General features: G+C 68.6%; 9 protein-coding genes. 6 read left to right on the forward strand and 3 right to left on the reverse strand.

Annotated elements, in window-relative coordinates:
* Positions 1-140: 140 nt before the first annotated feature.
* Entirely contained in the window at positions 141-1,151 is a 1,011-nt protein-coding gene (locus KY572_RS00990; RefSeq protein ID WP_224240232.1) for a hypothetical protein, read from the forward strand.
* A gap of 136 nt (positions 1,152-1,287) precedes the next feature.
* Positions 1,288-4,620: a tetratricopeptide repeat protein gene (locus KY572_RS46925; RefSeq protein WP_263451268.1), complete on the forward strand. Its 3,333-nt coding sequence runs from the start codon at positions 1,288-1,290 to the stop codon at positions 4,618-4,620.
* A 117-nt stretch (positions 4,621-4,737) separates the two neighbouring features.
* Here KY572_RS46925 and KY572_RS01005 read toward each other — a convergent pair whose 3' ends face one another.
* The gene (locus KY572_RS01005; RefSeq protein WP_224240233.1) at positions 4,738-6,435 is read right to left on the reverse strand and encodes a Hint domain-containing protein; all 1,698 of its coding nucleotides are present in this window, start codon (positions 6,433-6,435) and stop codon (positions 4,738-4,740) included.
* A 273-nt stretch (positions 6,436-6,708) separates the two neighbouring features.
* Between KY572_RS01005 and KY572_RS46930 the strand changes: the two genes are divergently transcribed.
* Together KY572_RS46930 and KY572_RS01010 are read left to right on the forward strand one after the other, a co-directional pair.
* The gene (locus KY572_RS46930; protein WP_263451269.1) at positions 6,709-6,843 is read left to right on the forward strand and encodes a hypothetical protein; all 135 of its coding nucleotides are present in this window, start codon (positions 6,709-6,711) and stop codon (positions 6,841-6,843) included.
* 88 nt (positions 6,844-6,931) lie between these two features.
* Complete coding sequence (locus KY572_RS01010; protein WP_224240234.1) at positions 6,932-7,468, forward strand: tetratricopeptide repeat protein; 537 nt, start codon at positions 6,932-6,934, stop codon at positions 7,466-7,468.
* A gap of 4 nt (positions 7,469-7,472) precedes the next feature.
* Here the strand turns inward: KY572_RS01010 and KY572_RS01015 are convergent, their stop codons facing one another.
* Positions 7,473-8,369 carry an alpha/beta fold hydrolase gene (locus KY572_RS01015; RefSeq protein WP_224240235.1) on the reverse strand — a complete coding sequence of 299 codons (897 nt, stop codon included), beginning with the start codon at positions 8,367-8,369 and terminating at the stop codon, positions 7,473-7,475.
* A gap of 252 nt (positions 8,370-8,621) precedes the next feature.
* Between KY572_RS01015 and KY572_RS01020 the strand changes: the two genes are divergently transcribed.
* Positions 8,622-10,088: an Ig-like domain-containing protein gene (locus tag KY572_RS01020; RefSeq protein ID WP_224240236.1), complete on the forward strand. Its 1,467-nt coding sequence runs from the start codon at positions 8,622-8,624 to the stop codon at positions 10,086-10,088.
* A gap of 47 nt (positions 10,089-10,135) precedes the next feature.
* Here KY572_RS01020 and KY572_RS01025 read toward each other — a convergent pair whose 3' ends face one another.
* Positions 10,136-11,227, reverse strand: coding sequence for a hypothetical protein (locus KY572_RS01025; RefSeq protein ID WP_224240237.1), 1,092 nt, complete (start codon positions 11,225-11,227; stop codon positions 10,136-10,138).
* A gap of 393 nt (positions 11,228-11,620) precedes the next feature.
* Here KY572_RS01025 and KY572_RS01030 point away from each other — a divergent pair, with 393 nt between their 5' ends.
* Entirely contained in the window at positions 11,621-11,920 is a 300-nt protein-coding gene (locus KY572_RS01030; protein WP_224240238.1) for a tetratricopeptide repeat protein, read from the forward strand.
* Positions 11,921-12,017: the final 97 nt, after the last annotated feature.

The raw sequence follows: 12,017 nt of genomic DNA on the forward strand, positions 1-12,017 counted from the left end.
TCTCTGGCGTCAGAGATCCGCGGACTTCAGACATCCACTTCGAGCTCGCCTGGGACGGGCCAGGGCCAGGCTGTCGCAAGGCCCCCGCGCGCTGGCCCGCGCGGTAGACTGTCGAGCCAGTCCCTGGTCAAGGAGCACCCATGTTCTGGTATCGGAACGTACAGTTCATCGCGTACTCCCTGGATACGAAGCCCGGCTACGGCACGGGAAGGTATCTGGCGCTGACGAACCCCACGACGGATGTGACCACGCGCTGCGCGGTGATGGAGGCCGCGGCCAGAGCGGCCCGGCTCCGCGCGGACAGCAGCAGCTACTGCCTGAAGGTCTTCGTGGCCCCGGAGTTCTTCTTTCGTGGCCACAAGGGCGCCTACGATCTGGACACCTACCAGACCGTGCTCACGGGCCTGCGCGCCTGGGCGAGCGACAGCGAATGGAAGCACTGGATCTTCGTCTTCGGCACCGTCATGGCGACCTTCGACAACGAGTCCGGGGGCACGGAGATCCTCAACGTCGCGCTGGTCCACCAGGGCGGCGCGGGTGTCGAGGGCACCCGCGCCATCGTCAAGGAGAACCTGCTCGAGGGAGATCTCCTCCAGCTCTCGCAGCTCACCCACGCCAGCCCCGTGGGGGCGCTGACCTTCGACAACGCCGTCGGAGTGAAGACCGCCGATCAGTTCCTCAACGCGACCAACCGCGGCGACGGGGCGGAGCTTCAGAAGTGGGGTTTCGATGGCCGCGGCATCTTCGACATGGCGGGCGTGCGCTTTGGCATCGAGATCTGCGCCGACCACCTGGGCGGGCGCCTCCAGCTCTCGCCCACCGCCAAGGGTGACTGGCAACCCCAGCTGCAGGTCGTCACCGCGTGCGGAGTCCAGGGGCTCGTCGCGATGAACACCGTGGCCTCGACGGGCGGCTACATCTTCCTCAGCGATGGCTTCTTCGAGGATGGTGAAGGTGGAAGGACGAGCCTCTCGAAGGTGACGACGGCGAAGCCCTCCAAGGAGAAGTCCGCCGTCCTCCAGGACATCGGCGTGCAGACGACGGTGAAGATGGCGGGCAAGCTCGCCGGACAGTGGAACCAGTGCTTCTCCCAGCCCGGAGAGGTGCGCCTCTATCCACCGCAATACATCCCCTGGGCGAAGAAGGCGTAGCCCGAGCCTCTCCGTCTCGAAGCAGACAAGCGGGATGGCGGCTGCCGGGCGGCTCGGCCTCGATTCATGGATCCGCTAGTATCCCCCCGCGTCGTCAGCGGGGCCTGTGGCGGCGGCTCGCAGTCGGGAGAAGTCCATGAGCGAAGCCGAGCGGCCGGAGAAGGCACTCCGAGGCTCCTTCAGTTCCGAAGTAGTGGCCGCCGGTGGCGGCACGGACTTCTGCCCAGGACGCGGAGAGGCGGTTCCAGGCACGCTGCCGTATACGACGCCGCCGGAGGAAGTCCTGCCACCCACCCTGCCCGAGCCCGGGCAGACGATGCTCGGCCGCTACACGGTGCTGCGGCAATTGGGCCAGGGCTCCATGGGCGTCGTGCTGTCGGTGTACGACGCGCGGCTGGACAGGCGTGTGGCGCTCAAGCTGCTACGCGCCTGGAGCGGAGTGAGCTCGCGCGCCGACGAGGAGCAGGGCCGCTTCCTGCGCGAGGCGCAGGCGATGGCTCGGCTGAGCCACCCGAACGTGGTGGGGGTGTACGACGCGGGCCGGCTGGAGGACGGCACGCTCTTCATCGCCATGGAGCACGTCGAGGGACAGACGCTGCGCCAGTGGCAGCAGGGCCGCAGCTGGAAGGAAGTCCTCGCCCAGTACCGCGCCGCGGGGAAAGGGCTGGCGGCGGCCCACGCGGCGGGGCTCATCCACCATGACTTCAAGCCAGACAACGTGCTGGTGGGAGCGGATGGGCGAGCCCGCGTGACAGACTTCGGGCTGGCCCGGCTGGGCCCAGGCCCAGGGGACAACGGCAGTCTGGAGCCAGGGCTGCCATCCCTGGCGGCGGGCTCGGGGGCGACGGCGCCGCTGACGCTCCGAGGCGACCGGTGGATGGGGACGCCCGCGTACATGGCGGAGGAGCAGTTCCAGGGGCACCGGGGGGACGCGCGCAGCGACCTGTATGCCTTCTGCGTGGCGCTCTACGAGGCGCTGTATGGAAGGCTTCCATATGAGGGGACCACGGTGGCGGAGCTGCGCGAGGCGCAGCGGACCGGAAAGGTGCGTCCTCCCGAGGGAGCACCTGTCCCGACGTGGGTGGCGCGCACGGTACTGCGAGGCCTGCGGACCGAGCCGGCGCAGCGCCCCTCCTCGATGCCGGAGCTGTTGAGGGCGCTGGCGGCGGACCCGGAGGTGAAGCACCGCGAGCGGATGAGGCGGGGGGGCGTGACGAGCGTGATGCTGGTGCTGGGGGTGCTGGCGGTGTGGGGGTGGGCGGGCCAGCAGCAGCGGTGCGAGGGGCTGCGGCAGCGGCTGGCCGGTATCTGGGACGAGGCCGTGAAGCAGCAGGTGAGGCAAGCGCTGGTGGCCACCGGGCTGCCGTACGCGCCGGAGACGGCGGAGCGGGTGGTGAAGGGGCTGGAGGCCTACGCCGGCGAGTGGGTGAAGCAGCGCACCGAGGTGTGCCTGGGCGTGACGCACGAGGGCGAGGCGCGAGCCGAGAGCTTGTTGCTGCGCCAGGAGACGTGCCTGGAGCGGCGGCGCAGCCAGCTGCATGCGCTCACGGAGCTGCTGTCCCAGGCGCCGGATGCGGAGCTGGTGAGCAAGGCGGTGCAGACGGTGCAGGCCCTGCCGCCGCTGGAGTACTGCGCCGACGCCAAGGCCCTGGCGGCCGCGGTGCCTCCGCCCGAGGAGCCCTCGGTGCGCGCGAAGGTCGAGGCGCTGCAGGAGGAGGTGGACCGACTGGAGGTGCTGCTGGCGGCCGGCAAGTTCCAGCGGGGCGCGGCGCGCGCGGATGAGCTCGTGCCTCAGGTGGAGCCCGTGGGATATGCGCCGTTGCTCGCGCGCACCCTGCTGCTGTCTGCCGAGCTGCGCAGCGAGGCGGGCGACTACAAGGGCGCGGAGGAGCGGCTGCATCAGGCCATGACCGCGGCGGCCAGAGGCAAGGACATGGCGACACTGGCCCGCACCTGGAGCGCGCGCGTCTCGGTGGTGTACCGCATGGGGCGCCTCCAGGAGGCGCTGTCGCTGCGGCCCACGCTGGAGCAGCTCGTGGAGCTGGCGGATGACGACCGGATCCGCGCCTCCGCGCTCACCAGCCTCGGTGGCGTGCTGTACAAGCTGGGGAGGTATGAGGACGCCCTTCGGGAGTACGAGGCCGCGCTGGCCCTCCGACAGCAGGTGCTGGGCCCCGACCACCCAGAGGTGGCCGACTCCTTCAACAGCCTGGGCACCGTGCTCTCGCGGCAAGGCCAGTACGCCAAGGCACGCCAGCTGTCCGAGCACGTGCTGGCCATCCGGGAGAAGGTGCTGGGCCCCGAGCACCCGGGCGTGGCCTCTGCGCTCAACAACCTGGGTGCCGACCTGCGAGACCTGGGCCTGTATGAGGAGGCGCGCGCCGCCTTCGCGCGCTCGCTGGCCATCCGCGAGAAGGAGCTGGGCCCCGAGCACCCGAGGGTGGCCGGCTCGCTGAACGTCCTGGCGATGGTCCTCGGAGACCTGGGCCACTACGAGGAGGTGCGCGCCGCCGCCGCGCGCTCGGTGGCGATCCGGGAGAAGGTGCTCGGCGCCGAGCATCCGGACACCGCCGCTTCGCTCGACATCCTGGGACTCGCCCTCCTGAGCCTGGGCCGCGTGGAAGAGGCGCACGCCATCCTCGTGCGTGCTCTGGGAATCCGGGAGAAGGCCCTGGGCCCCGAGCATCCGGATGTGGTCCCCTCGCTCAACAACATGGGGCTCGTCCTCGGAGAGCTGGGCCGGCACGAGGAAGCGCGAGCCACCATCGCGCGTGGGCTGGCCCTGCGCGAGAAGGTATTGGGCTCCGAGCACCCGAGCCTGGCGTTCTCACTCGCCCACCTGGGGCTCGCCCTCAAGGAGCTGGGAAGGTACGAGGAGTCGCATCGCATGTACTCCCGGGCGCTGCGGCTGCGAGAGAAGGGGCTCGGAGCCGAACACCCGCGCGCCGCCTCGATGCTCGAGAACCTCGGGAGCCTGCTGGTGGCCATGGGCAGATATGAGGAAGCCCGGCAGTTGGGTGAGCGCTCCCTGTCCGTGCGGCTGAAGGCGCTGGGCCCGAAGCACCCGGACGTCGCCGTCTCGCTGAGCACCGTGGGGGATGCGCTGCGGGGCCTCGGCCGCTCCGCCGAGGCGCGAGCGCAATACACGCGCGCCATGGCGCTGCAAGACCAGGTCTTGCCGTCAAACCATCCGGAGCGTCTGGGCCCGCTGCTGGGGATGGGCCTGCTCTCGCTCGCCGAGGGCAACCCCGCCGAGGCCCAGACGTGGCTGGAGCGGGCGCTGGCGGTTGCGACCGTGGCGAAGCGCGCGCGGGTCCAGTTCCCGCTGGCCCAGGCGCTGTGGGAGGGCGGCAAAGAGAAGTCACGCGCCGTGGAGCTGGCCACCCAGGCCCGGGAGTTCTGGAGCCGTCAGGGCCGCGCCTCCGATGCCAAGCGCGTCTCCCGATGGTTGGCGGCCCGACTTCAGTAGATCAACCCCAGCGCTCCAGCCGCCCACGCGCGGCATGCCCCGTGAGCGACATGCAGCGCGGGAGGAGCCAGCCACTGCCCCAAGGCAGCCAATGGCGCCCCTCCCGCACACAGCGCATCAGCGACGGGCGGTCAGCGAGCCCTGCTCGAGGCTGTTCTGGTAGTCATTGCGCCAATGAGCCGGCAGCCTGGCGAACACCTGCGCCGTGTAGTCCGGGCTGTTCTTGAACTCATACGCACGCTGCATGGCCAGGTCTCCCACGAGGAAGCCATTGGCATACATCGTGCTGCCCTTCGGGTAGCGGCTGTAGGTGAGCTTGCTCGTGTCGAGCTTCAGGTTGTACACCGTGCCGTGGTACATCTCGCGGCCCGCCTTCACGAGCGTGGAGACGCCGGAGTCGGTGAGCACCTTCTGGCCCGCGCTCAGCTCCTCGGCCCACACCACGCCGCGATCCGGCGTCACCACCGGGTGGCTCGCGGTGAGCAGCAGATCGTGCCCCGCGTCATCCTCGAGGCGAACCATGGGGATGCGCTCGATTCCCACCGAGGTGTCCACCACGTTCAGCGCGACCCCTGCGTTGTCCGTCACGACGTGGGTCCCCTTCGTGATGCTCTCGACGGGCGCCGTCTTGCCGTCAGCCATCTCGATCTGGGTGCCCTCCGCCAGGCAGCTCCACACGGTCTGGATCTTCGGCAGGCACGTCATCGACGCGGACGAGCTGAGCGAGGGAGTCGAGGCGAGGGCTGCCGTCTGCTTGACGACGCGGTTGTTGCGGTTCAGCTCCACGCTGATGGAGAGGAAGAGATCCACGTCCTGATAGCGCGTGAAGAGGACGCCATCGAAGACGCCCAGGTGCTGCGGGATGGACCAGGTGACCCGAGCCGGGTTCGTGGGATCGATCTGGAGGTAGTCGGCGAACGAGCCGAAGGTCATCTCGTGCGGGCCACCGCCCTCCTCCACCAGCTTGGCGTAGCTGGCGGCCTTGTTGATGCTCAGCACGGGGAAACCGAACGTCATAGAGCCCTGGAGCGGAATCTGCACCTGGCGGCGGCCAACCAGCGGGTAGTCACAATCGCCATAGTTTCTGTCCAGGCAGATGGTGACGATGCCATCCTTCGGATTCGGAGCGAGATCCTGGGGGTGGATGATGTTGCAGCCAGGAGCCGCCAGGGTGGTGATGCCCGTGAAGACGGCTTCCTCCTGACCATCCACGGAGACGATGCTCGCGGAGTCGACGTACAGGCTGTCCGCCAGCGCCAGCCGGGTGGGAAGCGGTCCCTTGGCCTGGGCCCAGAGCTTGCGCCCATCGCCATACACCTCGCCCCAGCCGTAGTCGGACAGCTGCTCGCTCTGGTTCTCATTCCAGACAATCACGTCGAGGAAGCTGTAGTCAGACCCGTTCTGGATGGTGGAGAAGGCAGAGGCCTCGAAGGACTTCCCGTCCGCGCTCACCAGCACGCTGCCGATGAGGTGATCCTTCGGCTGGTTGGGCTCGCCGGCCATCATGGCCACGCCCTTCTTGCGCGCCAGATGCCGCTGCCGGATGGAGTCGATCATCGAGAAGAACTGGGGGAACTTGTCCGGCGTCTTCCCCGAGGCGGAGACGCGGGCCCGCAGGAAGCGGTACTGCGCGTCATCCGCCAGGTCGAGCTGGATGGAGCCCGTAGCGCTCCTGGCCGCCAGCTGGCGGACGTGGTCCACGTCGGCGCGCAGCAGGGAGGTCGAGGTGAGCAGCTGCGTCTGGCTGCTCCCATTCTCGGGAGTGCCTTCCTTCTGACACCCCGCCTGGGTGAAGCCCAGAGCGAGCAGGACCATGGGGAGGCGAAACCTACGGGGGGGATTCCATGCCATGATGACTGTTTCCTTCCAATGACAGCGTAAGGGCTGCTTGATCATCATCCCGACTAGCTGGAAAACCCCGCTTATATGACATAGCAAAGACTCTCAGTGCAAGTGGTCAGGGCGAAAATTTTCGCTTCACGCGAAAGTGACGGAGCCGGCACGTGACGGTCTTCCTGGAAGAGCTGCCACCGCGAGCTCGACGCAGGCGAGCCAGAAGACGGCTACCGAGCGGCCAGGTCCCGGATCATGGATCCGCTAGTATTCCCCCACGCGTCGTCAGCAGGGCCCGTGGAGGCGGTGCGAAGTCGGGAGAAGTCCATGAGCGAAGCCGAGCGGCCGGAGCAGGTGCGGCAGGCGCTGGTGGCCACCGGCCTGCCGTAGGCGACTGAAACGGCGGAGCGGGTGCTGAAGGGGTTGGAGGCCTACGCCTCAGGAGGCGCTGTCGCTGCGGCCCACGCTGGAGCAGCTCGTGGAGCTGGCGGATAACGACCGGCTCCGTGCCTCCGCGTCCACCAGCCTCGGCGGTGCGCTGTACAAGCTGGGGAGGTATGAGGACGCCCTTGGAGAGTTCGAGGCCGCGCTGGCCCTCCGGCGGAAGGCGCTGGGCCCCGAGCATCCAGACATGGCCTTCTCTCTCAGCAACCTGGGGCTCGCCCTCAAGGAGCTGGGACGGTACGAGAAGTCTCATCGCATGTATTCCCGGGCGCTGCGGCTGCGAGAGAAGAAGCTCGGAGCCGATCACCCGCGCGTGGCCACGATGCTCGAGAACCTCGGGAACCTGCTGGTGGCCATGGACAGATACGAGGAAGCCCGGCAGCTGGGTGAGCGCTCCCAGTCCGTGCGGCTGAAGGTGCTGGCCCGAAGCACCCGGACGTTGCCCTCTCGCTGGCCACCATGGGCGACGCGTGGGCCTTGGCCACCGCGTCCGTGGCGAAGCGCGCGCGGGTCCAGTTCCCGCTGGCCCAGGCGCTGTGGGAGGGCGGCGGGGAGAAGTCGCGCGCCGTGACGGCTCAGGCGCGCGAGCCGGTGTGCTCGAGGATGGCCTTCGCCATCGCCCCGTGCAGCGGGCGGGCAATCTCATGGCCCATCCCCTCCAGCAAGAGCAGCTTCGCGCCAGGGATGGCCTCGGCGGTGGCAAATCCATGCTCGAGAGGGAACATCGGATCATCCGTCCCATGGATGACGAGGGTCGGCACGCGCAGGCGCCTGAGCGCCTCGGCATGCTCGCGCGTGGGGGACGGCACGAGCCCGTGGTTGTTCGAGGCGGCCATGTCGCGCGCGCGGTCGAACATCCGCTCCACCCTGCGTCGGAACTCCTGCTCTTCGAAGGGCGCCACGCTGCCGGACATCATCCGGAGGATCTTCAGCTGGACCTCGATGGCTTCCTCGCGAGTGGTCGGCGGGCTGGCTGCCAGGGACTGATACAGCTCGATCGCGCGCGGGGCGGGCGGTGGCAGCGACCCGGTGGAAGGCTGCCCCATGAAGGCCTGCATGAAGGACTCCTGGACATCGGGGCGCAGGGGCGTGGACACCATCGAGGTGAGGGTGAGCACGCGCTCCGGGTGGAGGATGCTCAGCAGCTGGCAGATCATCCCTCCCATCGAGGCGCCCACCAGGTGGGCCCTGGCGATGCCATACGCATCCAGCACGCCCACCGCGTCCTCGGCGAGGTCCACCAGCGTGTATGGGTTCTTCTGGAAGTCGAAGCAGGTCGACTGACCGGTGTCCCGGTGGTCATAGCGGATGACGTAGCGCCCACCCGCGACGAGCAGCTCGATGAACTCCTCGGGCCAGCCCAGGGCCTGCGCGGACGCGCCCATGACCAGCAGGATCGGCGGGGCTCCGGGGTCACCAAAGCTCTCCGTCCACAGGTCGATCCCGTTGGACTGCACCCTGCGCTCCGCCATGACGCTGCCTCCCCTGCCCATGTTGGACTTCGTTGAGCGTGCTTCGGCCCGAACGTAGCCCAAGCCGCCCCTTTCATCGGGTTTTCCCCCTACTACTCCCCAGGCTGGGTTTTCCCCCAGCACTCCGAGGGCCGGAAAGCTGTGAAGACTCACCAGAAAATGTCAGCCCCACCGTGTAGAACTGCTTTCACTGACAGCGCTGGAAGGCGCGGCGCCGTCAGCCCTCTCACTCAACAAGAAACGAGACATTTCATGACTCACACCTTCTCGAAGTGTGTCATCAGCGCCCTGGCTGGACTGGCGCTCGCTGGCTGCGGAATGGAGGCGGACCCTGAGTCCTCGCTCATCGCGGAGGATTCCTCCCAGGCGCTCGTCACTGCCACCAACCTGCGGGGCATGGCCCTGTACGACGCGGAGTTCAAGGCTCCCGCCTGCCGGAGCACGGGTGTTGCCTGCGATACCGGCACGCTGATCGACGGGCGCGGCCCGAAGGGGCCCGAGGCCAACGCTCCCAACACCCTGTTCTCCTCCTGCGCGGATGGGATCAGCGGCACCTACCACGTGGACGAGTCCCTGGACGGGCTGCGCATCTCCACCGAGGACGGCGGGCCCTTCCTGCCCGGCAAGCGCGTCATCGTGGAGGCCACCATCTGGGCCTACGGCGTCTTCTCCAACGACTACCTGGATCTCTACTACGCCACGGACGCGAGCGCTCCGCAGTGGACGCTGCTGACGACGCTCCAGCCCTCGCAGCGCGATGCCCAGGTGCTCTCGACGAGCTTCGTGCTCACCGCGGGCGCGGACCTGCAGGCCATCCGGGGCGTGATGCGCTACAAGTCCACCGCGGGAGCCTGCGTCGCCAGCGGCTACACGGATCGGGATGATCTCGTGTTCCGCCTGGGCGACTCCGCGCCCCAGGTCACCCTCACCGCTCCGGGCGCCGTGCTGGGTGGCACCGCGGCGCTCTCCGCCGAGGCCTCGGATGACTCCGGCCTGAAGCGTGTCCTCTTCTACGCGGGCAATGACTACCTCGGCTACGACCCGCTGCCGCCCTACGGCCTGAACTGGAACACCACGCTCGTGCCCGACGGCACCTATTCCCTCACCGCCCGAGCCGTGGATGCCGCGGAGCAGTCGACCACCTCGGCTCCCGTCACCGTCATCGTGGACAACAACGCGCCCTCGGTGGCCCTCACGGCGCCCAGCTCTGGAGCCGTGCTCTCCGGCACCGCCACCCTCTCGGCCTCCGCGAGCGACCAGGTGGGAGTGACTTCCGTGGAGTTCCTCGCGGATGGTGTCCTGCTGGGCGCCGTCTCGAGCGCTCCCTACGAGCTCGGCTGGAACACGCTCGGCGCCGCCAATGGCAGCCATGTGCTCACGGTCCGGGCCTACGACGCGGCCGGCCACATGAGCCAGAGCCAGGTGACGGTGAGCGTCCACAACGACCCGCTGCCCACCGGCGCGTTCACCTCGCCGGCCTCCGGCGCCGTGCTGAGCGGCACGGTGAACCTCGCCGTCAATGCCCAGGATGACAACGGCGTGGACCGGGTGACCTTCTACCTCGGCAGCCACTACATCATCTGGGATGGCGTCGCGCCGTACAGCATCAACTTCAACACGCTCAACTTCATCAACGGGGACTACACCCTCAGCGCCCGCATCTACGACACCGCGGGCCAGATGACGGTGACGAGCATCCCCGTCCGCATCCAGAACTGACGGCACGGCCATGGGGAGCCCGCCCGCTCGCATGGGGGCGGGCTCCTTCACATGAAGGAGACTCCCGCGCTGAGCCCGAAGAGCAGCCCCTCCTGTTGCTCCAGGTCGCTCACGAGCTCGGCGTTCGGATCGATGGCTCCTCCGTCGGACGCCCGGATGTTGCCCTGGCGCAGCCGCCGTCCCCAGCCCACCCGAGGCGTGAAGAAGGCATGCTGGCCCAGCGTGCCTCGCACTCCCACGCTGACGACAGCCACCGGCGTGAAGAGCAGCTCCAACGTCCGCGCGGCTCCGTCGCTGTCCGTGACGGTCGCCTCGTTGCCCAGGTTGAAGCTGGCGCCACCTTCCAGGAACGGGCTGAAGCGCCCGCGCCCCAGCGGGTACACCCGCAGCAGCGGGCTGACGCGATAGCCCCACTCCCCCGTGCCGCCCGCCACCTGGAAGCCGAGCCACTGGATGGGCCGGAACTCCAGCTCCACCCCGAAGACACCCGACGGCGTGTTGACCCCCGCGCCCAGCCCCACGTCCAGCCGCGTCCTCCTGCCCGAGGCCCTCGGCGCATCCCCCTCGTCGCCGTCCCCCTCGTCCTCGAGCGTCGTGCTCGGCACCGGCTGCGGAGGCCCGGGCACCGGAGCGGCACTGCCCGCCCGATCCGTTCCCACGGCCGCGGGCTCGGCCACCACCGCCGGGGGCGCCCTGGCCTGGATCTTCCGCCGCTCCTCCAGCTCCACGGCCTCGGCGACGAGCTCGCCCGCCATCACCATCACTCCGCGCTCACCCAGCTGCGGATTCTTGAACTCGTAGGCGAGCCGCTTGGACAGCTGCGGCGTCTGCTTCGTCTGGAGCTCGAAGACGAGGCGGAACCTGTCCCCCTTGCGCTCCAGGCTCGCCTCCACCCGCAGGTCCGCGCCCTCGAGCGCGCCGGCGGGCACCAGCACCGCCTTCTGCGGCTCGAGCCTCGTCACCTGCGTGAGCCCGTGGGTGACGCGCTCCTCCAGCACCTTCGTGGTCAGCCCGGGCAGGTCCGTGATGGCGCTCTCACACCGCGCCAGCTCCAGCCGCAGCGGGGCCGCCACCACGCACAGCGGCAGCAGGGCAACAGCCAGCACGACGGCGCGCGGCCGGGGAGACAGCGGGCTCATGGAGAGTCCTTGGGGCAGTCATGAAGACGGCCGCTCGGCGGCCTGGCAGGCGCCAGTCTCGCGCAAACTCCCGCAATCAAGGCAGAGGCTCTCGAGAAGCTCAAAAGAAACGGCGGCGCGCACTCCGAGCACCTTGGAGGGGTTTGCTTGTCCGGAAGCACGCGCCGCCGCTAACCGGCGGACTGCTGGTTCGACACCTTTGAGCGACAGCCCATACGGGCCGTCATTTCGAGATGCGCACTTTGAACAACCCGTCTGACAGTCAGAATTCCACCTACTTTTCTCACCTTTCCTTCCTGCATTTTCGTCCCCTCCTACATGTGCGCCTCGCAACTACCCGGAGGCTTGTGCGAGAGAGGCACTCCTGATCTGATCAGGCGCTCGGAGGACTTCTTGCGCGGCAGGCAACGACCCACGGTGACGGATCTGCTCGAGAAGGCGGAGCTCCACGAGCGCGACGGGATGCCCCTCAAAGCTGCGTCCCTCTGGAAGCACGTGCTGAAGCTCGAGCCCAAGAGGACCGACGTCCACGAGCGGCTGGCCACCGTCTACGAGCGGATGGACCTGAGGCCCGAGGCGCGTGAGCACCTGGAGTCCGTCGCCGAGCACTACGTGGTGCTCTGTGACGTGGACCGGCTGGTGCGCACGCTCGAGCGGCTCCAGGTGCTCGACTCCCGCAACCACGTGCGCTGAACCCCGTTGTGCGGCGCATCAAAGCCGTTGCCCTCCCGCGGCCTTTCGTGTTACCGACCGGTCGGTAGGTAGTCGGTTACGAGCCGCAACCTGTTGG

The organism is Hyalangium gracile, assembly GCF_020103725.1.
GTDB classification, from domain to species: domain Bacteria; phylum Myxococcota; class Myxococcia; order Myxococcales; family Myxococcaceae; genus Hyalangium; species Hyalangium gracile.

Coding starts and splice junctions, on each gene's coding strand:
- KY572_RS01020 (WP_224240236.1), top strand. CDS start 8,622: ATGACTCACACCTTCTCGAAGTGTGTCATCAGCGCCCTGGCTGGACTG.
- KY572_RS01015 (WP_224240235.1), bottom strand. CDS start 8,369: ATGGCGGAGCGCAGGGTGCAGTCCAACGGGATCGACCTGTGGACGGAG.
- KY572_RS46925 (WP_263451268.1), top strand. CDS start 1,288: ATGAGCGAAGCCGAGCGGCCGGAGAAGGCACTCCGAGGCTCCTTCAGT.
- KY572_RS46930 (WP_263451269.1), top strand. CDS start 6,709: ATGGATCCGCTAGTATTCCCCCACGCGTCGTCAGCAGGGCCCGTGGAG.
- KY572_RS01025 (WP_224240237.1), bottom strand. CDS start 11,227: ATGAGCCCGCTGTCTCCCCGGCCGCGCGCCGTCGTGCTGGCTGTTGCC.
- KY572_RS00990 (WP_224240232.1), top strand. CDS start 141: ATGTTCTGGTATCGGAACGTACAGTTCATCGCGTACTCCCTGGATACG.
- KY572_RS01005 (WP_224240233.1), bottom strand. CDS start 6,435: ATGGTCCTGCTCGCTCTGGGCTTCACCCAGGCGGGGTGTCAGAAGGAA.